The organism is Corallococcus sp. AB038B (assembly GCF_003668955.1).
In the GTDB taxonomy this organism is placed as follows: domain Bacteria; phylum Myxococcota; class Myxococcia; order Myxococcales; family Myxococcaceae; genus Corallococcus; species Corallococcus exiguus.
The window spans coordinates 1,504,837-1,526,746 of the sequence record NZ_RAWO01000001.1; the positions used below are offsets into that span (position 1 = coordinate 1,504,837).

At 72.0% G+C, this 21,910-nt stretch carries 15 protein-coding genes; 11 read left to right on the forward strand and 4 right to left on the reverse strand.

Translation table 11 applies throughout. From position 1 onward, the window contains the following. Positions 1-34 precede the first annotated feature (34 nt). On the forward strand, positions 35-1,324 hold the full coding sequence (locus tag D7Y04_RS06285) for a hypothetical protein (protein ID WP_121758619.1): 1,290 nt from the start codon (positions 35-37) through the stop codon (positions 1,322-1,324). 26 nt (positions 1,325-1,350) lie between these two features. Here D7Y04_RS06285 and D7Y04_RS06290 read toward each other — a convergent pair whose 3' ends face one another. Further along, the gene (locus D7Y04_RS06290) at positions 1,351-2,355 is read right to left on the reverse strand and encodes a hypothetical protein (protein WP_121758620.1); all 1,005 of its coding nucleotides are present in this window, start codon (positions 2,353-2,355) and stop codon (positions 1,351-1,353) included. A gap of 408 nt (positions 2,356-2,763) precedes the next feature. Here D7Y04_RS06290 and D7Y04_RS06295 point away from each other — a divergent pair, with 408 nt between their 5' ends. Together D7Y04_RS06295 and D7Y04_RS06300 are read left to right on the forward strand one after the other, a co-directional pair. Next, entirely contained in the window at positions 2,764-3,504 is a 741-nt protein-coding gene (locus D7Y04_RS06295; RefSeq protein ID WP_121758621.1) for a PP2C family serine/threonine-protein phosphatase, read from the forward strand. 200 nt (positions 3,505-3,704) lie between these two features. Next, positions 3,705-5,528, forward strand: a complete 1,824-nt coding sequence (locus D7Y04_RS06300) for a methyl-accepting chemotaxis protein (protein ID WP_121758622.1) — start codon at positions 3,705-3,707, stop codon at positions 5,526-5,528. A 123-nt stretch (positions 5,529-5,651) separates the two neighbouring features. Here D7Y04_RS06300 and D7Y04_RS06305 read toward each other — a convergent pair whose 3' ends face one another. Beyond that, on the reverse strand, positions 5,652-6,416 hold the full coding sequence (locus D7Y04_RS06305) for an SDR family NAD(P)-dependent oxidoreductase (protein ID WP_121758623.1): 765 nt from the start codon (positions 6,414-6,416) through the stop codon (positions 5,652-5,654). 118 nt (positions 6,417-6,534) lie between these two features. Between D7Y04_RS06305 and D7Y04_RS06310 the strand changes: the two genes are divergently transcribed. The 3 genes from D7Y04_RS06310 to D7Y04_RS06320 all read left to right on the forward strand — a co-directional run bounded on the left by D7Y04_RS06310 (position 6,535) and on the right by D7Y04_RS06320 (position 9,884). Then, entirely contained in the window at positions 6,535-7,539 is a 1,005-nt protein-coding gene (locus D7Y04_RS06310; RefSeq protein WP_120598498.1) for a DUF1028 domain-containing protein, read from the forward strand. Between the two features lie 109 nt (positions 7,540-7,648). Next, a complete protein-coding gene (locus tag D7Y04_RS06315) occupies positions 7,649-8,653 on the forward strand; it encodes a DUF1028 domain-containing protein (protein WP_121758624.1) in 1,005 nt (334 codons plus the stop codon). A 49-nt stretch (positions 8,654-8,702) separates the two neighbouring features. Further along, positions 8,703-9,884 (forward strand): acyl-CoA dehydrogenase family protein, encoded by a 1,182-nt coding sequence (locus tag D7Y04_RS06320; protein ID WP_121758625.1) that lies wholly within the window; start codon positions 8,703-8,705, stop codon positions 9,882-9,884. 79 nt (positions 9,885-9,963) lie between these two features. On the opposite strand, the gene D7Y04_RS06325 is transcribed toward D7Y04_RS06320, so the two are convergent. Next, complete coding sequence (locus tag D7Y04_RS06325; protein WP_121758626.1) at positions 9,964-10,896, reverse strand: DUF2058 family protein; 933 nt, start codon at positions 10,894-10,896, stop codon at positions 9,964-9,966. Between the two features lie 106 nt (positions 10,897-11,002). Between D7Y04_RS06325 and D7Y04_RS06330 the strand changes: the two genes are divergently transcribed. From D7Y04_RS06330 to D7Y04_RS06340, 3 genes are all read left to right on the forward strand, one after another. Next, positions 11,003-12,040: a hypothetical protein gene (locus D7Y04_RS06330; RefSeq protein WP_171809683.1), complete on the forward strand. Its 1,038-nt coding sequence runs from the start codon at positions 11,003-11,005 to the stop codon at positions 12,038-12,040. 182 nt (positions 12,041-12,222) lie between these two features. Continuing rightward, positions 12,223-12,768 carry a hypothetical protein gene (locus D7Y04_RS06335; RefSeq protein WP_120575911.1) on the forward strand — a complete coding sequence of 182 codons (546 nt, stop codon included), beginning with the start codon at positions 12,223-12,225 and terminating at the stop codon, positions 12,766-12,768. 154 nt (positions 12,769-12,922) lie between these two features. Beyond that, on the forward strand, positions 12,923-13,258 hold the full coding sequence (locus D7Y04_RS06340) for a hypothetical protein (RefSeq protein WP_120575912.1): 336 nt from the start codon (positions 12,923-12,925) through the stop codon (positions 13,256-13,258). Positions 13,259-13,271: 13 nt separating this feature from the next. Here the strand turns inward: D7Y04_RS06340 and D7Y04_RS06345 are convergent, their stop codons facing one another. Further along, positions 13,272-14,792, reverse strand: coding sequence for a peptidase M3 (locus D7Y04_RS06345; protein ID WP_120598494.1), 1,521 nt, complete (start codon positions 14,790-14,792; stop codon positions 13,272-13,274). A 133-nt stretch (positions 14,793-14,925) separates the two neighbouring features. Here D7Y04_RS06345 and D7Y04_RS06350 point away from each other — a divergent pair, with 133 nt between their 5' ends. Continuing rightward, positions 14,926-15,864, forward strand: coding sequence for an RluA family pseudouridine synthase (locus D7Y04_RS06350; protein WP_121758627.1), 939 nt, complete (start codon positions 14,926-14,928; stop codon positions 15,862-15,864). Positions 15,865-16,004: 140 nt separating this feature from the next. Further along, entirely contained in the window at positions 16,005-21,905 is a 5,901-nt protein-coding gene (locus D7Y04_RS06355) for a hypothetical protein (protein ID WP_147477049.1), read from the forward strand. The last annotated feature ends 5 nt before the right edge of the window (positions 21,906-21,910 follow it).

Sequence of the window (21,910 nt, forward strand, 5' to 3'; positions counted from 1 at the left end):
CGGCTTCCCCCGCCCCCTCCGGCGAAGCCCGCTCATGACACGTGAAGACGGCCCCATCCCCTCCGCCTCCCGGCTGCGCCACGGCCGGTGGTTGCTCGCCCTCGTGCCCCTGGTGCTCGTGGGCGGAGCGCTCTTCTGGTGGCAGGGAAGCGATGGGGCCGTAGCGCCGGAGGGCGCACCGAAGCCCACCTCCGCCCCGGTGTCCGACCCTCGCGAGGGGGCGCGGGCACCGGCGGAGCGCTCCAGAGCGGCCATGGCGGCCGAGTCCGCCCCGCCGTCACTGCTCAGCCCGGAGGCCCGCGAACGCGAGGCCCGCCGCGAGCTGTGGCAGAAGCGGCTGGAGCGCGCGAAGCGCTCGTTGGAATCCTACGTGGCGGCCACGCGCTACCCGCCCGAGTCGCGGCCCGGCCGCGAGCATCCGGATCAACTGGAGCTGGCGGAGCCGGAGCGCACCCGGCCGCTGAGCCCCAAGGCCGCGGAGGACGGCACCTCCGACGTGCAGCTGCGACTCAAGCAGGACAAGGTGTTCGTCGTCGGTGACGAAGCGGTGCTCTTCACCGTGGCGTGCGAGGACTCGCGCCGCGCGGCGCGCCCGTGCGAGGTGGTGTCCGCGATGGCGCACGAGGCGGACCACCTGGCGGACGCGGGCGGCGTGCCGGGAGTGCCGGTGACGTTCGCGGACTCAGGCCAGGGCGGCGACGCGGTGGCGGGTGACGGGATGCTCACCGGCCGCTTCCAGCCGTCGAAGCAGGGCTTCGCGATGTTCTCCGGCACGCTGCGCGTGGCCCTCCGCGTGCGCTCGGGTTCGCTGGAGGACTCGGCGTTCTTCGACGTGCTCTACACGCCCGCGCCGCCGGCCACGTTCAGCGGCAGGGTGCGCGAGGTGCTGGAGGGTGGGTCGCTGGACCTGTACCTGCCCGTCCAGGTCCGCAAGGCGGGGCGGTACGTGGTGTCCGGCCGGCTGGACGACGAAGGCGGCGTGCCGTTCGCGGTGCTGTCGTTCAACGAGGAGCTGCAGGAGGGCTCGCAGGAGGTGAAGCTCAACGTCTTCGGCAAGGTCATCCGGGACGACAAGCCCACGTTCCCGCTGACCCTGCGCGACGTGGAGGGCTTCCTGCTCAAGGAGATGGGTGACCCGGACCGCGAGCTGATGGTCACGCTGCGCGGGCCCGTGCACACCACTCGCGAGTACACGCTCGAGCAGTTCTCGGATGCGGAGTGGAGGAGCCCCGAGCGCGACCGCTACAAGACCGAGCTGGAGAAGGACGTCATGGAGGCGCAGAAGCAGCTCGACGCCGCGCTCTCCGACAGGCCCGAGCCCTGAGCGTCAGGGCCCGCTTGGGACTCGGCTCAGGACTCGAGCGGAGGCGGCGGAGGCGTCTGGGCCGCGTCGACCTCCACGAGGTCGGCGTCCTGCACATCCTCGATGTCCGCCGTAGCGTCAGCGGGCTCGGCGGCCACCACCACGCTGGGCTCCGGTTCGGAAGCCGCGTTCTTGCGGGCCTCGGCATAGGCGGCGGCGTAGGCGGCCTCGGCCTGGACGGCCTCCATCGTGAAGTCGTCCGCGTCCGCGAGGAAGTCACTCGACGCCGGGGCGCTCGGCGGCGCATCCGCTGACAGCGCCTCCGGCCCGCTGTCCTCCAGCGTGGCCAGGAACCCGCCCGAATCCTCCGGCGCACCGGAGACCTCCAGGCCGTCCGTGTCGCCAGACGCATCCGGAGCCGCGTCGTCCATGTCCAGGTCGTCGCTCAGCGCGGCCAGCTCCTCGTCGCTGAGGCCGGACAGGTCACCGGACTCCAGGAGGAAGAGCAGGTCCTCCGCCTCCTTCGAGGAGGCGGTGCTCGGCATGGTGTCCAGGTTCTGGAGCTCCCACTCGGCCGCGTCGGGCGACAGGATGTCGGAGGGGTCCAGGGAGGGATCCGCCGGCGAGGCCTCCGCGCGGCGCTCCGCCTGCTGGAAGTGGCGCGCCTGCATGAGCGGCGTGGACATCTGCGGCGTGCCCAGCCGCTGGGCGTACGCGGGCGCGGCGGCCTCGAAGGTGCTCTCCCCCGCGAAGGTGCGCAGGTGGGGGTTCTCCATCAGCGCGGCCCGGGCCTCCGGGTCCTCCAGGCCCGACGCGCGCCCCCCGGCCTCCGAGGACGGGCCCGACGTCAGCCCCAGGTCCTCGAGCAGGGCACCGGCCAGGTCGCCGTCGGCGTCCGCCTGGAAGTCGCTCGAGTCGGAGAAGCCCCGCCGCACCGGCTCCACCGGCGTCATGGGCTGCTGCTGCACCGGGGCGGTCACCTCCAACTCGGAGGAGATGGACCAGGCCCGGGACGTCGAGATGCCAGAACCCACTCGGCGGATGGATGTCATGGTTCTCCTCGGGTGATGGCCCGCAGGTCGGGCAGCTCCTGCATTGTCCGCTGGGGCCGGCAGGAGTTGCTAGGGGGACGCGAGTGGATCCCCATTGGCCACAATGCCCGATATCCTACCGGCGCCCATGACTCCCACCCTTGCTCCACACGTGGACGCCCGTCCGGCGTCCTCCCACGAAGCCCGCCCGGGCCTTCGGGGTGTCACGCCCGTTGAAAAGTCGGGGCGGGACGGGGTGGAGACGACCGCAACGTCGGTCCTCGGACAGGGGAGTGCGGGTGCGTGGAGAGACCGCGCACCCGGGCGTTCTCCAGAGGCGAGAACCCCATGGGGGAACCCCGGGCATGAAGCGACCGGGCCGTTGGCCTCCCGTTTGCTGACCGGGAGCCCAGCCAGGAGGCAGTGGTGATGAGATTCGAGTGCGCGGGGCAGACCCACATCGGGCGGCGCCCGCACAATGAAGATGCGTACTGTGTGCTGCCCGAACGCGGGTTGTTCGTCGTGGCGGACGGCCTGGGGGGACAGGAGGGCGGGGAGGTCGCCAGCCAGTGCGTGGTGGACACCTTCGCGGGGTTCAGCGACCGGCTGGACCGCGACCGCGACGGCACCTGGCCGGACGCGGTGGATCCCGCGCGAAGTCGCGAGGAGAACTACCTGGCCGCGTGCACCGCGCTCGCCCAGCGCACGTTGCGTGTGCGCCGCGTGGGCAAGCTCAAGGAGATGGCCTCCACGGTGGTGGCGCTCGCGGTGGGAGAGCGCAGCGCGGCGGTGGCCCATGTGGGCGACAGCCGCCTGTACCGCTTGCGCGAGGGCCAGCTGGAGTCGCTCACGCGCGACCACTCGCTCATCGAGGAGCTGCGCGCCGCGGGGCGCGAGCCGCCCGGCAATCCGGCCAACCTGCGCCACCTCATCACCCGCGCCCTGGGCACGGAGAACGCGGAGCCCACCGTGCAGTGGCTGGAGACGCAGCCAGGGGATGTCTTCCTCCTGTGCTCGGACGGCCTGTATGAGCCCCTGGGTCCAGAGGTGATGAAGGAGCAGCTGCACGCTCCCTCCGCCCAGGCCGCGTGTGACGCGCTCGTGACCGCCGCGTACGAGGCCGGTGGCCGCGACAACATCACCGCTGTCGTACTGCGCGTGGAGGTCTGAACGTCTACCCAGCGCGTCACATGCTGGGAGTGCGGGGATGATGAACCCCACAGGTCGGTCCTGACCGCCGACCCGACGCGATGGGTCCGCCCGGACGGAGGGGAGTCACCCTGAACAGGGACTTCAATCCTTCGCATCTTCCAGGTTAATCTGGGGGCTCCCCCTCGCGTCTCCCTCCCCCCTCCGAGCACCCGTTGCGTATGACGCTCAGCCTTGCCGCGCGCCTGACCGCGGCCCTTACCGCCGTTGTCATCACCCTCACGCTGTTGACCGTGACGTTGATGGGGTTGTCGCTGCGCTCGCGCGTGGAGTCCGAAATGGCCTCCGCCCTGACGCGGGACGCGACCCGCTGGCAGGCGTTGAAGGACCAGGAGTTGCGCGTGCTGGCGGAGTTGGGGCGCGTGGCGGCGGCCAACCCCGCGTTCACGGCGGCCTTCGCGGAGGACCATTCGGAGACGGACGCCCTGCTGAACGAGCACCGCACGGTGCTGGGCGTGGACCTGATGGCGCTGGTGGGCGTGGACGGGACGGTGCTCGCCTCCTCCGGTGAGCGGACCCTGCCGGGCATCGACAAGGTGGTGCGCCAGAAGGGACAGGTGATGCTGCCGGCCACGGGAGTGCCGCTGTTCGCGGTGGCGCAGCCGCTCCAGTCCAACGGCGTACCGGTGGGCTTCCTCGTGGTGGGCGCGGAGCTGGGCGGAGAGGAACTGCGCCGCCTGGGCGAGGGGAGCGAGGACCTGGAGGCGTTGCTGCACGCGGGGCCTCGGCTGGTGGCGAGGTCGGTGCACGCGGTCCAGGCGAAGGCGCTGCTGGCCGCGGCGGGCGCGGGCGGAGCGAACGGCGCCGAGGTGGACGTGGGCGGCGTGTCGCTGCACGTGTCGCGGGTGGAGGTGGGCGAGGGCCTGGAGCTGGTGCTGGCGCGCGGCGCTCAGGCGGAGTGGGCGCGGATGCGCGCCACGCTGATGGAGGTGCTGGGGCTGGGGCTGTTCGTGGCGCTGATGGCGGGCGGGGGTGTGTTCCTTCTGGTGCGGCGGATGATGGCGCCCCTGGGCGCGCTGACGGCGGCGGCGGCGCGGGTGGTGGCGGAAGGGGACTTCAGCAGCACGTTGGACATCCACTCCAAGGATGAGATTGGCCAGCTGGCCTTGTCCTTCGGGGACATGATGGCGCGGCTGCGCGCGGTGCTGATGGCGCTGAAGAACTCCGCGCACGAGCTGGAGGCGACGGCGCTGGAGCTGGCGAACTCCGCGTCGGACCAGAACCTGGCGGTGACTCGGCAGGCGGCGGCGCTGCATCAGACGCAGATCGCCGCGCGGCAGCTGCAGGAGAGCTCGCGGGCGGCGGCGCAGCGGGCCACGGGCGTGCTGCGCGACGCGGAGAAGGCGGGCGCGGTGGGGCAGGCGGGCGAGTCCGCGGTGGCGGGCAGCGTGGGCGGGCTCACGCACATCCGTTCGCAGGTGGAGCGCATCTCCAACACGGTGTCGGAGCTGCGGCAGAGCACGCGGCAGGTGGGCGACATCACCGGCACGGTGAAGGACCTGGCGGACCAGTCCAACGTGCTGGCGTTGAACGCGGCCATCGAGGCGGCGCGCAGCGGCGAGGCGGGCCGGGCGTTCGCGGTGGTGGCCCGTCAGATGCGGTCGCTGGCGGACCAGTCCGCGACGGCGACAGCGCGCGTGCAGTCCATCCTGGCGGACATCGGCCGCGCCATCTCCGAGGCGGTGCAGACGAGCGAAGGTGGCACGCGCGAGGTGGAAGGTGGCCTGGAGCAGGCGCGCGCGGCGGGAGAGAGCCTGCGAGCGCTGGCCGAGGTCATCCAGAACAACAGCGTGTCCGTGAAGAGCATCGCGGACATGGTGAGCCAGCAGGACGCGGGCATCGCGGAGCTGTTCGCCGCGCTGAGCGACCTGACGCGGTTGGCGGACGAGACGGTGGAGCGCGTGGCCACCAGTGCCGTGGCCGCCGCGCGCCTCACCACCGCGTCCCACGAGGTCAGCAACATCGTGGAGCAGTATCGCCTGTGACGCCGTGAAGGCGTCGGGCCCGTGACGGCCCGGCGCGCGGGAGCCCGCGATGCCGCACGGCGTATCGTCCCACTCGCGCGGTGACGCCGGGCACGTGACGGCCCGGCGCGCGGGAGCCCGCCGCTACGCCGCTTCGCCGCCGTCGATGGCGTAGGCCGCGCCGGTGATGGGCGCCGCCGCCTCCGACGCGAGGAAGAGGCACATCGCGGCCACCTCCTCCGGCTGGATGATGCGGCCCATGGCGCTCATTGCGGCCAGGGCCTCGCGGGCCTGTTCCTCGCTGCGGCCCGTCGTCTTGGTGATGGCGGCCGTCGCGCCCGCGAACATGTCCGTCTCCACCCAGCCCGGGTTCACGATGTTCACGGTGACGTTCTTGCGCGCGTACTCGACCGACAGCGCGCGCGTCAGCCCCAGCAGCGCGTGCTTGGACGCGCAGTACGCGGACGTGTACCGCGCCCCGCGCGTCGCGGTGATGGAGCCGATGTTGATGACCCGGCCGCCGCCCGCGGACGCCATCGCCGGCATCAGTTCGCGGCACAGCAGGAAGGGCGCCGTCACGTTCACGGCCATCACCTTCGCCAGGTCCGCCGTGGACGTCTTCGTCAGCGGCGCGGACACGGTGATGCCCGCGTTGTTCACCAGCACCCGAGGCGTGCCCGCCGCCAGCACGGTCTTGCACGCCGCGAGCAGCGCGGACTCATCCGCCACGTCCACGGTGAGCGTGCGGATGCGCTCGCTGCCTTCCTTGCGCAGCGCCTCCAGCGACTCCGCCGAGCGCGCCATCGCCCAGACGTCGTAGCCCTCGCGCGCGAACGCCAGGGACACCGCGCGGCCAATGCCCCGGCTGGCGCCCGTCACCACCACGCTCTTCGTCGTCTCATTTGCCATGGCCGGACAGCATAGGGCCCTGCGCGCGGGACCGGGCGGAACGTGCATGGCGAAATGCATCAATTGCGCTTCCGGGGACTCTTCAAGACATCAACCACTGCATCGGAGTTCCCTGCACATGAAGTCCTTCAATCGTGGCCTGCTGGCCGCTTCCTGCCTGATGTTCGCGTCCACGTCCGCCCTCGCGGCGGCGCCCACCGGCCGCGCCAATCCGCGCCTCATGGGTACGCGCGCCATCGTCGCGTGCGACGCGGTGGAGAAGTCCTGCGGCGTGGCCAGCATCTCCTTCCCCGCGGGCATCAGCGGCCTGGTGCCCTACGGCCGTCCGGACGTGGCCATCGCCACCATGTTCTACCCGTCGGTGGATGACGCCGAGGCGGTCCTCGCGCGCGTCGACGCGGGCAACACGGCCCAGCAGGCGGTGGACTACGTCTTCTCCGTGGATCCGTACGCGGACTACCGCCAGCTCGCGGTGGTGAAGCTCAACCCCAACGGCACCATCACGGTGGGCCAGCAGACCGGCGCGGAGAATGCCCCGCAGCGCTGCGCCGTGAAGGGCGCCACCTTCGTGGTCCAGGCCAACAACCAGACCACCTCCACCATCTGCGCCGCGATGGCGACGGGCTTCCAGCAGGCCACAGGCAGCCTGCCGCAGCGGCTGCTCGCTTCGCTCAAGGCGGGGGCAGCCGTGGGCCGGGACAACAACGGCGAGCGCTCCGGTGTCATCCGCGTCTGGACCTCGGAGAACGAATCGACCTTCTACACGAAGGTGCTGGCGGACGCCGTCGTGCACACCAGCCTCACCGCGCTGAAGGACCTGGAGGTGGAGATGAACCGCTACCAGGCGGGCATCGCGGCGCCGTACGCGTCGGACCTCATTCCGCTCGACGCGGAGACCGCGAAGGTCGTGAAGAACACGTTGAACAAGGCCGGGTACTACAACGGTGTCCTGGACGGGACGTGGAACGACGCCGCCGAACAGGCGCTGGATGCCTTCAATTGGAACACGCTCTTCTTCCTCAAGCCCACCGTGGTGGTGAACGGCCAGAGGAAGATTGACGGTCCGTTGGTCAACTACCTGCGCAACGCGGATCCGAAGGCGTTCAAGCCCGGCGGACTGTGAAGCACCGCTGACTTCGTCGTCTCGCGGGGCATGGTGCATGGCGACATGCATCATCCGCGCGCGAGCAGGCTCTTCCAGGCACCACTCACTGCATCGAGGTCCATTGCCTATGAAGACCTTCAATCGCGGCCTGCTCGCCGCCTCCTGCCTGATGTTCGCGTCCACGTCCGCCCTCGCGGCGGCGCCCACCGGCCGCGCCAACCCGCGCCTCCTGGGCACGCGCGCCATCGTCGCGTGCGACGCCGTGGAGAAGTCGTGCGGCGTGGCCAGCATCTCCTTTCCCTCGGGCATCAGCGGCCTGGTGCCCTACGGCCGTCCGGACGTGGCGGTGGCCTCCATGTTCTACCCCTCGGTGGATGACGCCGAGGCGATCATCGCCCGCACCGACGCGGGTGACACGGCCCAGGCCGCCGTCGACTACGTGTTCACCGTGGATCCGTATGCGGACTACCGGCAGCTCGCCGCGGTGAAGCTCAACTCCGACGGCACCATCACCGTGGGCCAGCAGACCGGCGCGGAGAGCGCCTCGCAGCGCTGCGCCGTGAAGGGCGCTACCTTCGTGGTGCAGGCCAACAACCAGACCACCGCCACCATCTGCGCGGCCATGGCGACGGGCTTCCAGAAGGCCACGGGCAGCCTGCCGCAGCGGCTGCTCGCGTCGCTCAAGGCCGGGGCCAAGGTGGGCGGTGACAACAACGGCGAGCGCTCCGGTGTCATCCGCGTCTGGAGCTCGGAGAACGAAGCGGTCTTCTACACGAAGGTGCTGGCGGACGCCGTCGTGCACAGCAGCAAGCACGCGCTGAAGGAGCTGGACGTGGAGATGAACCGCTACCAGGCGGGCGTCGCGGCGCCGTACGCGTCGGACCTCATCTCGCTCGACAAGGAGACGGCGAAGGTCGTGAAGCGCGTGCTGCACAAGCTCGGGTACTACGACGGCCGCATGGACGGGACCTGGAACGACACCGCCGAGCAGGCGCTGTATGACTTCAGCTGGAACAACAGCTTCTTCCTCAAGCCCACCGTGGTGGTGAACGGCCAGCGGAAGATTGACGGTCCGCTGGTCAACTCCATGCGCGACGCGGACCTGGATGCGCTCGCGCCCGCGACGCACTGAGGCACCGGTGGTTTGACGCCTCCCGCATGGCGACGCTAAGCACGCCGCCATGCCCCGCGCCGAAATCACCGACCTGTTCCGCATCGACGACCTGCTGTCCGCCGAGGAGAAGGCCGCTCGCGACGCGGTGGCCCGCTTCGTGGACGCGGAGGTGCTGCCCATCATCGGCAAGCACTTCCGCGACGGCACCTTCCCCGCGCACCTCATCCCGGGCCTCGCGGAACTGGGTGTGCTGGGCGCGAACCTCCAGGGCTACGGCTGCGCGGGCATGAGCACCGTCAGCTACGGCCTGGTGTTGCAGGAGCTGGAGCGCGGTGACTCCGGCCTGCGCAGCTTCGCGTCCGTGCAGGGCTCGCTGTGCATGTTCCCCATCCACGCCTTCGGCAGCGAGGAGCAGAAGACGCGCTTCCTGCCGGGCATGGCGAAGGGACAGCTCATCGGCTGCTTCGGCCTCACCGAGCCCGACTTCGGCTCCAACCCCGGCGGCATGCGCGCCCGCGCCCGGAAGGACGGAGACAGCTGGGTGCTCAACGGCACCAAGGCGTGGATTACCAACGGCAGCATCGCGGACGTCGCGGTGGTGTGGGCCAAGACGGACGACGGCGGCCCGGAGTCCGTGCGCGGCTTCCTGGTGGAGAAGGGGATGCCCGGCTTCAGCGCGCGGGAGATTCCCGGCAAGTTCTCCCTGCGCGCTTCACGCACCAGTGAGCTGTCCTTCCAGGACGTGCGCGTGCCCGACCGCAACGTGCTGCCCGGCGTCGTGGGCCTGCGCGGTCCGCTGTCGTGCCTCAACAACGCGAGAGCAGGCATCGCGTTCGCGGTGACGGGCGCGGCCATCGCGTGCTTCGAGGGCGCGCGCGAATACGCGCTGTCCCGCACCCAGTTCGACGGCAAGTCCATCGCCGGCTACCAGCTCACGCAGGAGAAGCTGGCGGACATGCTCCAGGAGATCGTCAAGGCGCAGCTGTTGAGCCTGCGGCTCGCGCGCCTCAAGGACGAGGGCAAGAGCAACCCCGTGATGGTGAGCCTGGCCAAGCGCAACAACGTGAAGAGCGCGCTCGACATCGCCCGCGTGGCCCGGAGCATCTACGGCGCCAACGGCATCACGGATGACTACCCGCCCGTGCGCCACATGCTGAATCTGGAGAGCGTCTTCACCTACGAGGGCACCCACGAGGTGCACACGCTGGTGCTGGGCAAGGCCATCACCGGCATCGACGCGTTCGGCTGAGACGAGCGCGGACGTCGGGTGGAAGCCGCGCCTCCCCTCGCTCCCGGATGGGAAGGAGGGGAGGGCACGGGAAGGAACATCAGGACTGGGGGTTGCCTTCGCCGTTCGGCTCGGAGGCAGGCTCGCCAGGGGACTCGGACGACGGCTCGGACGCGGTGGCCTCGGCGGACGCCTCGCCCTCCTCGGCACCTTCCGCGGAGGCTTCGGGCTCGTCGGCGACTTCCGGCGCGGTGCCGGAGGCCTCGGCGGCCTGCTGCGCCTTGAGCTCCTCGTCGTTCATGAAGCCGACGGGGTTCTCCTTGCGGTTGAAGAAGCGCACGGCCTTGGCGGACAGCGCGTACATCTGCTCGGCCGCGGCGGAAGGCACCAGCGAGTGCTCAATCTGCGCGGGCTCCGGACGCTCCACCACTCCCAGCTCGCCGTCCTCCAACTGCTTGGCCTGGGCGGGGCTCAGCTCCATGCGACGCAGCTTTCCCTTGCGCGTCATGAAGTAGAAGGCCGTCTCGCCCTGCTCCTGGGGCACCTGGGCGCCGAGCACCAGCTCGCGCAGGGCGCGGTCCAGCTCCACCTGCTTCTTGGACTCGGCGCGCTGGTAGGCCTTGGAGCCCGGCATGGGCGGCAGCTTGGGGATGGGCTTCTCCGTGGGCGTGCCCGGACGCGCGTTCGCGCCGAACCCACCCTGGGGACCGCCCCGGAAGCCTCCGCCCTGACGCGGCGGACCGCCCGCACCGTGGCGCGGGGGACCTCCGGCGCCTCGCGGCGGACCACCACCGCCCTCTCGGCGCGGTGGACCTCCGCGGTCATCACGGCGCGGCGGACCTCCGCGCTCATCACGGCGCGGCGGGCCTCCGGCTGTCCGATTCTCATCACGTCCGCGAGGGGCCGGGGCGCGTGGAGCGCTCCCCCGGCTGTCCTCCTGGCGCCTTGGCGCCGAGGGCGTGGAGTCGGACTTCTTGGCCTCCTCCTCGGAGACGAGGCCCGCTTTCAACAACTTGTCTCGCAGGTTCTGCATGGGTTGGGCGTTCTATCCCTTGCACGGCCGCACGCAAGCCACCGCTTGCCGCTCCTGTGCCCCCCACGTAACTTGCCGCCCCCGCCGTCCTGGTTGTGGAGGTTCCGTGAGAAGTCTGACGAAGTCCGCCGCCCTCGCCCTGGTCCTGGCAGCCACTGGCTGCTCAGACCCCGTCGACAAGGCGGCAAAGGCCCGCATCTTCTCGGCGGAGGACCCGCCGAAGGTGGTGGCCTCGGCGAAGGAGAAGCTGCCGCCGGAGGACGTCGCGGACAACCCCCAGGTCTCCCGCCGCATCCTGGGCATGGACGCCGCGGAGGTGACCGAGCGGCTGGGCCCGCACTTCTTCCAGTCCACCCTCAGCTACGAGTGGGCCGGCCCCAACGGGAACAACCCCGTGAAGCTCACGGAGACACGCTCCTTCCGCGCGGGCCCCGGGGGCGTCAACGGCGACTTCCACGGCGTCCTGGAGAACTCCCGGGACCAGGGCCTGGAGGTGATGCGCGTGAAGGGGCAGGTGTTCGCCCGCAACCGCTACGGCCCGTACCGCCAGCGCCTGCGCGACCGAGGCATGGCCGAGCGCACCCGCACGGAGCTGACGGGCGCCATCCGCGACTTCGACAGCCTCTTCCAGGGCCGCATCAAGCTCACCCCCGCGGGCACCGTCACCCACGAGGGGCGCACCGCGTGGAAGTACAACGTGTCCCTGGGCTCGCCCCTGGAGGGCGGCACGCCGAAGAAGATGCCCGCCGCCTTCACGCCCAAGAACGCGGACGAGACGACGAAGCGCCGCGCCAACTTCTTCTCGCACCGGCTGCCGCGCTCGCTGGAGGGCGAGGTGCTGGTGGACTCGGTGACCTCCGTCGTCCTCAAGGCCCGGCTGGACGGGCGCATCGGCGTGCCCCAGGAGAAGACCCCGGAGGCCGCGGAGCTGCGCATGACGCTGGAGTCCTCCCTGACGGAGATTGGCAAGGACCCCGCGCTGCAGCCGCCCCAGGACTTCCTGCCGGACGCGGACAAGCCCCAGGGCATCGCGGACGCCATGGACCACTTCGGCATCCCGCGCACCAAGGCCGGGGACTCGCCCGCCACCCCGGGCGCCGCGGCCGGCGCCCCCGAGCCGGAAGACGAGGCCGAGGGCAACTGACGCACCCCGCCGCACCTCCTGTCCGTTGGAAGCCCCACGGTTTCACGACGGGAGGTGCGCAGCCCTCGGGGGCTGTGACGGCCGTGTCCTGCACGGGCCGCCGCCCCCGCCCGGGCCTTCCCGCAAGTGCCTGACGCGGCTGGGGAATCCCCCTGGCCCTGGCCTTGCTCTCACGGGAGGCCATGTTCCGCTCCGCCCTCCCCCTGGCATGTGCCGGGCTCGCACTCCTGGCGACCCCGGCCCTCGCCGAGCCCGTCCGCAACCTGGGCATCACCGTCGCACCGCTGGGGGCCTACGTGCTCCAGGGCGACGCGGAAAAGGTGCGCACGGTGGGCTACAGCGCGGGCCTGGGCTGGGCGTACCGCAAGCCGGGGGCGGTGCTGGAGGTGGGCGGCCACCTGGCGTCCAGCCGGCACCTGACGGAGGTGACGCCCATGTCCGTGCGCGTGGTTCCCCTGGGGGACACCCGGGTGCGGCCCTTCCTGGGCGTGGGGGCCAGCATGCTGGTGCCCCACTCACGCCCCCAGCCGGTGGCCCCGGACGCGCTGGGCAGCCGGGTGCTCCAACTGGGCTTCGAGCTGTGCGGCGGCGTGGGGGTGGAGCTGGGGGAGAACCTCTTCCTCTCCGCCGAGGCCCGCTACCAGAACTTCTCCGCCAGGGGCTCCCCTTTCTCCGGGGAGCGACAGAGCTTGCGCTCCACGTTCCTGGGTCTGGGGATGCACCTGTAGCTGTAGCGGGTGGGGCGGGTCGCTACAGACTGGCAGCGGCCTGTTGGAAGAAATTTTGACGGCCCTCTTGCGTCCTCTACAATCCTCGTCGGTTGCGGCCCAGACGCATCTGACATGCTCGGGTGTTCAGGCGTGCACAACGAAGGGAGCGGAGATGGAGCGCAAGGTCGGAAGTAGCACGTTGACCGCGAAAGAGGTCAAGGCGGCGCTGGAGAAGTCCACCACGCTGACGGCCGAGGAGGAGAAGGCCCTGCGCATGCGCCATGGCGCGGGCGCTCCCAGCAAGAGCGCGCCGCTGCCCCGCGCCGCGGGTGCGAACGCGGAGCTGGCGGATGAGCTGCTCGTCATCGAGATGCAGCTGATGAAGGCGATGCGCGCGCGCACGGCGGCCAAGGCCACCAAGGCGCCCGCCGCGGTCCCCACCCGCGAGGCTCCGGCCAACGCGGCGAAGGACAAGATCGTCCGCGCGCTGCGCGCCAAGAAGAAGTAGGGGGCCGTACTCCCTACTGGTTGAGGATGGCCACGAGGCGCGCTCCCGCCTCGGGCAGCGCCAGCGGCGTGCCCGAGATCTCCGTGGCCAGTCCCTCCGCGTCGGTGGCACCGCCGCGCGCGAAAAGCCCCTTGAGCCAGGTGAAGGCGGAGGGGTTGCGCCAGAAGTCCTCGTTGAACCGCTCCAGCAGGTGCGCGGTGAGCCGGGTCTCCAGGGCCCAGGACCGCAGGTAGCGGGTGACGTAGAGCTGCGAATCCACGTCGTGCAGGAAGAAGCCCGGGTGCGGCTGCGCGAAGAGTGCGCGGCGCTGGCCGTCGGCGTACTCGTCCGCGCGGTCGGCGGAGGCGCCCTTGGTGCTGAGCGACAGCTCGTAGGACAGCTTCGCGCAGTGGCGGCGCAGCACGGCCAGGGCCTGGAAGGCGCCCATGCGCACGACGTCCTTCGTCGTGCCGGACGGCAGGCCCAGGTAGCGCTTGAGCCAGGGCGGGGACAACAGCAGCCGCTCGAAGGTGGCGGCGTAGGCCTCCGTCACGGAGGCGTCGCCCAGGCGGCGCAGCTCCATGGGGGCGTCCGCGTCCACGTGGGCCAGGTGCCACGCGTGGCCCATCTCATGGAGCAGGTCGCCCAGCGCGTCCATGCCGCTGCGGGGCTGGATGACCAGTCGGATTTCGCCGGGCACGCGCACGGCGGCGACGAAGGGGCGTGACGCCTTGCCAGGGCGGGACTCGTCGTCCAGGCGGATGCGGCCGCCGGCCTCGGGGTGGAGGCCCCAGTCGGACAGCCAGCGCATCACGGCGGGGACGGTGTCCTCGCGGCGGAAGTGCGCGTCCAGCCACGGGGCGCGCAGGGCGTGCTGCACGTCGTGGCGCCGCGCCTCTCCGCCGGGCAGCGGGCGCAGGGTGGGCTCCAGCTTGCGCAGCACGTAGGCCAGCACGTCGCGGTAGGCGTCCTCGGTGCGCTTGAGGGTCTCCTCGGCGGCCTCGGCCAGCTTGCCCGCGTCGATGCCGGTGACGTCCTGGCGCAGCGAGGGGTAGTCCGGGAAGCCCAGCACCTCCGCGGCCTGGAGGGTGGCGTCGCGCCGGTCGCCGTACGGACCCCGGTGGTCCCAGAGGAAGTTGCCGGCGCCGCGCTCCAGGAGGGCGCGGCGGGAGCGGCTGGACTCGCGCGGAATCTGGGACAGGGCCTGGGCGAGGGACAGCGTCGTGTCGTCCGCGGGGATGTGGGAGCGGGCCTCCACCGCGACGACGGCGTCCGCCGCGGGCAGGGCGAGCGACTCCTCCACCTGGGTGGCGATGAGCTCGCGCACCAGCCGGATGCGGCGGACGGCGACGGGGTCGTCCTTGCCTTGCGCGCGAGCGAGCGCCTCGTTGGCGGCGGCGAAGGTCTCCGGCGAGGACAGCTCCGGGAAGGAAGCGTAGAGGCGCGCGACAGGGAGGTCCGGGGAGAGTCCGGCGCCGTAGCGGTACTGGAGGGTGGCCAGCTCGGCGAGGAAATCATCCAGCCGCGACCGGACGGAGAGCAGGGGGCGGTCCATGGCGGCGCGGAAGGTAACAGGAAGCCCGCGTCACGGCAGGGAGCACGCGCATAGAGTGTCGCGCCATGTCCTCTGCCTTCGTTGCCCGGCCGCATGCCCCCCTGGAGTCCCTCCTCGAAAGGAGCGGCGCGCGATGAAGCGCCGGACGTTCCGGGCGGAGGGGGCGCACGTGGGGCGTGCCCTGGTGGAGGCGGTGGCGGCGGAGCTGGCGCTGCCGGTGGCGGACGTGCGGCGGCTGGTGGACGTGGGCGCCGTGTACGTGGCGGGGCGGCGCGCGCGGGACGGGGCGGTGAAGCTCCAGGCGGCGCAGGTGGTGACGGTGGTGCTGGAGGAGGCAGGGCAGAGCCCGCTGGAGGTTTCGAAGCCCGCAGTGCCTTTGCGAGTGCTGTTCGAGGACGCGGACGTCATTGCCGTGGACAAGCCCGCGGGCCTGAACGCGCAGCCCACGGAAGGCCGCGTGGGCGGAAGCCTGGTGGACCTGGTGAGCGAGCACCTGGGCCGGCCGGCGGGGTTGGTGCACCGGTTGGACCGGGAGACCTCCGGGGTGACGGTGTTCGGCAAGACGCCCGCCGCCACCTCCGCGCTGGCCGAGGCGTTCCGGGAGGGCACCGCGCGCAAGCGGTACCTCGCGGCGACGGGGCCGGGGCTTCCGGCGGGTGGCACGGTGGACCTGCCCTTGTCGAAGGACCCGTCGAGGCCGGGGCGCTGGCGGGCGACCCGCGCGGCCAATGGCGTGCCCGCGTGGACGGACTACCGGACGCTGTTCGCGGGAGAGGCGTTCAGCCTGGTGGAGCTGCTGCCCCGGACGGGCCGCACGCACCAGCTCCGGGCGCACCTGACGGCGCTGGAGCACCCCATCCTGGGGGACTCGCGCTATGGCGGCGAGGGGAGCGCGGGGGGCCTGATGGCGCCGCGGTGCCTGCTGCACGCGCACGCGCTGGAGCTGGGGCATCCGCGCACGGGCCAGCCGCTGCGGTTGGAGGCGCCGGTGCCGGGCGACATGCGGGCGTTCTTCGAGTCGGCGGGCGTGCGCGTTCCGGAGGGGCCCATCGTGGCCGCGGACGCGTCTTGAGAACCTGGAAAACCCGGGCCCTGTGCTCGCGGACAGGATGCCCCCGTCGCGCGCATCGTGTGTAGACTGGGGACTTCATGGGTGGCGGGAGACACGGCAAGGGCCCACGGACGCCGGAGCCCTCCCTTCGCGGAGCGGAATTGAGCTCGCGAGGAGAGGACGTGCGAGGCGCGGTGGCCCGGATCTGCCGGGACGCTGCTCGGCTGCTCCAGGAGGGGCAGGCTGCGCGGGCGTATTCCGGCCTGGTGTCCGCCAGCCGTTCCCTGCCGATGACGCCCCGGCTCGCGGCGGTGCTGGTCCGGTGCGCGCTGAAGGCGGGCACGGAGCGCGCGGTCATCACCCTGCTGGACGCGGCGATGGTGACGGAGCGGGGCGAGGTCCGCCGCGAGGTCCGCCGTCAGCTGTCGCGGGTGTTGCGGCGCACGGGGCAGGAAGCGCGCGCCGCGGCGGTGCTCAACGGGTTGTTGATGGACGCGCCCGACGACGCCAGGGCCCGCTTCGTGCTCGACGTGCTGCGCGAGCGGGTGGCGAAGGCGAAGTCGGTGCCATCGCCGCAGCCCGTGGCGGAGGACGAGGAGTCCCGGACGAAGACCGTGGAGGTGTCCGCGCTGGCGCTGTCGGATCCGGAGCTGGGCAACACGGTGGTGGAGATGCCGGTGGTCTCGGTGCCGGCCGCGCCAGCGTGGGCTCCCCGGTCCGCCACGGTGCAGGTCCCGCTGGGTGAGTGGGCGGAACAGGCACGGCCGGCGTCGCGAGGGCCGGAGTTCCCCTGGGATGACGAAGGACCGGGCAAGGCCCGGGTGGTGACGCCGCCGAGAGGAGCGAGGACCGTTCCGGATCCGGTGGTCGTCGCGCAGGAGGCTGGCGAGAAGGCACCGGACACGGTGCGCCCTGAAGCTGCGGTCGTGGGGGCGTCTGACATTCCGGCGTCAGCCGCTGCGGCCTCGAGTGCATCGTCGTCCGTGGATGAAGCGCCTCGGGTGGAGAGCGCTGCTGGCGAATCGAATGCTTCGTCATCCGTGAACACCGCGGATGCGCCTGTGCTCGTCGTCGCACCGTCAAGCGCATCGCCCTCCGCGACCGTGCCTGATCACGTCCTCGCGGCGTTGAGCGCATTGATGTTGTCGGGCTCGGCGAAGGCGCCTGAGCGCGTCGAAACGGCATCGTCGTCAGCGGAGGCGGCCGAGCACGTCGGTGGAGCAGCACCCGCGAGTGCGACGCAGACGCCACTGCTCCCGGATACGGCGGCAGCGTCCGAAGTGAAGGCCGTTGCGCCGACGACCGAAGCGGCGTCGTCGGATGCGGTGCGGACACCCGATGAGAAGGTTGAGGTGTCGACGCCTGCTGCCGCGCCACCCGCCTCGCCGGTATTCGAGTCGACGCAGGTCTTCGGCAAGAAGCTTGAGGAAGCGCTGCCAGCCGATGCCGCACTCGACGAAAAGCCCGCGCCACGGAATCCATCCGAGGAGACCCCGGCCGCGATAACGGCGGCACCTTCGAAGACCTCCGCTCCTGACACGTCGGCATCGGAGCGGATGGAGGCGCGTTCGCCTGGCGCGGTGCTGGTGCCGGGTGCACCTTCCAAGGCCTTCGACGAAGACGAATCGACGTCGGAGATCGTCCCGCCAAGTCCGTCCGAACCGGAAGCTGAAGCGCAAGCCAGGGCATCTAGCGAGAACGCATCGGCCTCGAAGAAGCCGTCCCCAGCGGACGAAGCGACGTCGGAAGTGAACCCTCCGCGTTCGTCCAGCGCGGTGTTGGTGCCGGGTGCGCCAGCGATGGCGTTCGATGATGACGAGGCGACCTCGGAGATCATCCCGCCCGAGCGTGCCGAAGCGGAGAAGGACGCTTCCGCGTCAACGCAGCCCCGTGACGGGAAGCCATCCGCTCCTCGACGGGCTTCCGTGCTGGTCCCCTCCACTTCGAAGCCCGCGTTCGACGAGGAGGAATCGACTTCGGAAGTCGTCTTCCCGCAGGCGGATTCCACCGCGCAGGCCGCCCCCGCCGCGCCCCGGCGCGACTCCACGCGCGTCCCCTCGGTGAAGCCCTCCGAGTCCCCGGCTTCGGATGCATCTGCCTCGGCACGCACCGTTGACGAGGGCTCGGAGCGAGCCCAGTCCCAGCGTCAGGAGGCCCAGCTCATCGCGCGCAGTGCCTGGCGCGAGCTGGCCCAGCTGTACCTCAAGCGCGCGGACCGCGCGAAGGACGCACCCGAGCGCGCCGAAGCCCTCACGCGGCTCGCGGAGGTGATGGAGAACGAGCTCCAGGACTCCGCGGGCGCCGCGCGCATGTACCGGGAGATCGTCGAGCTGACCGGTGAGCGCACCGCGTTGCGTGAACAGGTCCGGCTGTTGTCGCAGCGGGAGGACGCTTCGCTCGTGCGCCGTGCGCTCGATGACGCGATCTCCCGGGCGAGGACCTCGCGGGCCCGCGCCGTGGCCCTGCTGACGCGAGGCGAGCGGCAGCTGAACATGGGCAACCCCGCGAAGGCGCGCGAGGACTTCGAGGCGGCGGATGCGCTCGTGTCCGGAATGCTGCCCGTGCTCGCGGGGCTGGTGCGCAGCGTCTCCGACGACGAGCGCTTCGCCCAGGTCGAGCGCCTGCGCGCCGCCTGTGCCGCCGCGCCGCGCCGAGCGCCGGATCGCCTGGAGGCGCTGCGGGTGCTCGCGAAGACCGCGGAGGAGTCCCTGGGCGACCTGCGCATCGCGCAGTGGGCCTGGGTGGAAGTGCTCGCGGAGAGCCCTGACAATGAGCAACCCCGGGAGCACCTGCTGGCGCTCGCGCGCCGCCTGGGCGACCTGCCCGCGCTGAGTGCGTTGCTGCACGCGCAGCTCGCCCGCGAGCCTCGGGGGCCGGCCGCGCGCAAGGCGCACCTGGAGCGCATCGCCACGCTGGAGGCGATGGGCGACGCGGGCGCGGCCCTGGCGGAGCTGCGCCAGGCAGTGCGCTTCGAGCCGGGGCACAAGGAAGCCTGGCTGCTGCTCGCGGACCGCTGCACCGAGCGCGAGCAATTTGGCGAAGCCGCCTGGGCGCTGGAGAACGCGGCCACCGCGACGGAGGACGACGAGGAGCGACAGCACACGTGGGAGCGGCTCGCGCTCTTCTGCCGCGAGGTGCTGAACAACACCGAGAAGGCCCGCCTCTACGCGCGCCGCGCCGACAGTCTGCGCAAGTCCCGCGAGCAGCGCACCCGTCCGCCGTCGCCGGAGCCCACGCGTCCGGCGTCCTCGCAGGCTGGCGGGGTGCCGCCGCCGTCGGTGCTCGTCGCTCCGCCGGTCGCCACGGGTCGGGTGCCCGCGGCGAAACAGAGCAAGGACCTGTCCGACGAAGTGACGTCCAACACGGATGTCCCGTCGCTGCTCCAGGCGGAAGAGGCCGCGTCCGCCAACGCATCGGAGAAGCGTTCGCCCGGGGCTTTGGGAGCCAGCGCGACTTCGCGCAAGGGACGCGGCAACGCGGCAGCGCAAGTCGACTCGACGAACGCGGCAGGCGAGGAACTCGAAGCGGCTCCTGGCAACAAGAAGCGAGGGCGCGCGGGGGCTCGGAGCGACACGGCTGAGCGCGCGTCGCGGAAGGAGTCAGAGCGAGGCGCGGGAGCGTCTCCATCCGCGTCGCAGCCTGGGAAGGCCCCCTCGGGAAGCCATGCTCCGGTCGCGAGCGCCGCCAAGGCCCCGTCAGGACGGCACGCGTCGGTAGGAGACACCGCTCAGGGAACAGAAGCGCCGCGCCGCCCCGCATCCGGGAAGGCTCCGGTGGGAAGCCCTGTGTCCCTCGCGGATACAGTGCCGGGCGCGGAGGTCGACCTCCCGGCCAAGGCCCCTTCGGGACGTCACACTCCAGCGGGCGCTGCATCGTCCTCCACGGAAGCACCTCGGCAACCCAAGGCGCCCTCCGGAAGCCACGCGCCGGTTGGTAGCTCAGCGCCGGGCACGGACGCCGTACGCCAGTCGAAGTCCCCGTCCGGCCGCGACGCTCCCGCAGGAGCAGCGGCATCCGGCGCGGATGCAGCACGCCAGCCGAAGGCTTCGTCCGGCCGCGACGCTGCCCCAGGAGCAGCGGCATCCGGTGCGGATGCAGCAGCACGCCAGCCGAAGGCCCCATCCGGTCGTCACGCTCCTGTCGGAGCCACTGCATCCAGCACGGACGCCGCAAGCCAACCGAAGGCCGCGTCCAACCGTCACGCCCCCGTCGGCGCGACGGCCGCGAGCACGGACGCCACGCGCCAGCCGAAGGCCCCGTCCGGCCGTCATGCCTCGGTCGCGAGCACGCCATCGGAAGCGGAGCCCCCCCGTCGCGCCGCGAAGGCGCCAGCGGAGAGCCCTGTCTCCCTCGCGGAGTCCGCCCCCGCTCCCAGCGGCATGTCTCGGGCCGCGAAGCCGTCTCGCGGCGGCTCGGCCCAGGACCCCGGCCCGACACCAGACGCCGCAGCCTCCGCGCCCGACCGCAAGCCGCGAGCCGCCGCAGCGCCTCCGCGCGAAATGACCACGGCCTTCGGAGCATCGCTCCCGCAGGACGCGGAGCCCGAAGCCCCAGCGTCTCGCAAGGCCGCCCCCGCCGCGCCCACCCCCGAGGACAACGCCCGCTCCTCCAAGAACGCGGGCACACAGGTCCGCGAAGCCCCGTCCCGCGTGGAACGCGCCCCGCGCGCCGGACACGCGCCCCGGGTCCCTCTATCCGCCAGCGGCGTGGAACCCCCCGCCGCCCCCCGCGCCCCGCTGTCCGCCAGTGGCGTGGAACCACCAGCCCCCGCGCCGCGCGCCATGGTCGGCGCCTCGCGCTCCGTCGTCCCTCCCGCGAAGGGCCGCGGCGCTCCCGAAGCCCCGCCCGACATCCCGCTCCTCAGCCAGATTCCGTCCGAGGACGAAGACGAGGACGCCCAGGAGCTCGGCGCCGGGCCCGTGGAAGCCACGAGCGTCATCGCGTGGGAAGCGCCTCCCGGCCGCATGGACCCCGTGCGCCGCATCCACCGCGCCGGTCGTCCCGAAGGCACCGTCTCCGGCCCCGCCCCCACGCGTCCCCAGGCCAGTGGCCGCCCCACCGTCGGCTCCACCGAGACCCGCGAGACGCCCGCCGCCGTCCCGGACGTCGAGCCCCCCGCGGACTCCACCTCCGCGGAGCCCATCGTCTTCAAGCTCGTGCGCGAGAGCCCGCTCGACCCGAAGCCCTACCGCGGCCTCGTGGACCACTTCGACCAGCGCGGCGACTCCACCCGCGCCGCGCTCATGCGCGAGCTCGCCGACGCACTGGAGGGCCGCGAAGTCCCCGCGCCCCGCGTGCTGCGCGCGCCCCTCACCAACCAGGAGCGTGCCGGCCTGCGCCACCCGGGCCTGCGCACCCCGTCCGGGGAGCTGCTCGCGTGCGTGGGCATCGCGCTGTGCCGGCTGTTCCCGTCGCCCGCGCGCATCGCCAACACCACGGAGCCCCTGCGCGCCTCCTCTGGCCCGGGCGCCGCCGCCGTGCTTGACGCACTGAACAGCACCGCGCGCCTGCTGGGCGTGCCCCTGCCGGAGCTCGTCGCGGGCGACGACGACAGCGCCAACATCACCCCGCTGCACACCTCCGCCCCGCGCCTCGTGGTGGGCCGGCAGCTCGTGCAGCAGCCCCCCACCAACGCCGAGCTGCGCTTCCACGCCGGCCGCGCGCTGTTCTCGCTGTCACCGGACCTGCTCGCCCTGCGCGCCCTGCGCAAGGACCACCTGCTGCGCGCGCTCGCGCTGCTGTCCTCCGTCCTCAAGAACCCCAAGGACGCCGGAGACGACGCCCGCGTGGTGCGCGAGTCCCTGTCCCCCAGGGCCCTGGAGCGCGCCGCCCTCCTGATGGAGCCCGGCACCCGAGACTTCGACGCGAACCTGCTCGTCGCCGCCGCGCGCGACTCCGCCAACCGCGCGGGGCTCGTCGCCTGCGGAGGCCCCGGGCCCTCGCTCACCGTGCTCCGGGCCCGCCGCCCCAACGATTCAGAACTGGAGGAGTTGGTCCGCTTCGCCGCCTCCGAGCGCTACCTCGCCCTGCGCGACGCCGTCGAAGCGGGCCGCGGACGCTAGAGCGG

Coding starts and splice junctions, on each gene's coding strand:
- D7Y04_RS06285 (WP_121758619.1), top strand. CDS start 35: ATGACACGTGAAGACGGCCCCATCCCCTCCGCCTCCCGGCTGCGCCAC.
- D7Y04_RS06290 (WP_121758620.1), bottom strand. CDS start 2,355: ATGACATCCATCCGCCGAGTGGGTTCTGGCATCTCGACGTCCCGGGCC.
- D7Y04_RS06295 (WP_121758621.1), top strand. CDS start 2,764: ATGAGATTCGAGTGCGCGGGGCAGACCCACATCGGGCGGCGCCCGCAC.
- D7Y04_RS06300 (WP_121758622.1), top strand. CDS start 3,705: ATGACGCTCAGCCTTGCCGCGCGCCTGACCGCGGCCCTTACCGCCGTT.
- D7Y04_RS06305 (WP_121758623.1), bottom strand. CDS start 6,416: ATGGCAAATGAGACGACGAAGAGCGTGGTGGTGACGGGCGCCAGCCGG.
- D7Y04_RS06310 (WP_120598498.1), top strand. CDS start 6,535: ATGAAGTCCTTCAATCGTGGCCTGCTGGCCGCTTCCTGCCTGATGTTC.
- D7Y04_RS06315 (WP_121758624.1), top strand. CDS start 7,649: ATGAAGACCTTCAATCGCGGCCTGCTCGCCGCCTCCTGCCTGATGTTC.
- D7Y04_RS06320 (WP_121758625.1), top strand. CDS start 8,703: ATGCCCCGCGCCGAAATCACCGACCTGTTCCGCATCGACGACCTGCTG.
- D7Y04_RS06325 (WP_121758626.1), bottom strand. CDS start 10,896: ATGCAGAACCTGCGAGACAAGTTGTTGAAAGCGGGCCTCGTCTCCGAG.
- D7Y04_RS06335 (WP_120575911.1), top strand. CDS start 12,223: ATGTTCCGCTCCGCCCTCCCCCTGGCATGTGCCGGGCTCGCACTCCTG.
- D7Y04_RS06340 (WP_120575912.1), top strand. CDS start 12,923: ATGGAGCGCAAGGTCGGAAGTAGCACGTTGACCGCGAAAGAGGTCAAG.
- D7Y04_RS06345 (WP_120598494.1), bottom strand. CDS start 14,792: ATGGACCGCCCCCTGCTCTCCGTCCGGTCGCGGCTGGATGATTTCCTC.
- D7Y04_RS06350 (WP_121758627.1), top strand. CDS start 14,926: ATGAAGCGCCGGACGTTCCGGGCGGAGGGGGCGCACGTGGGGCGTGCC.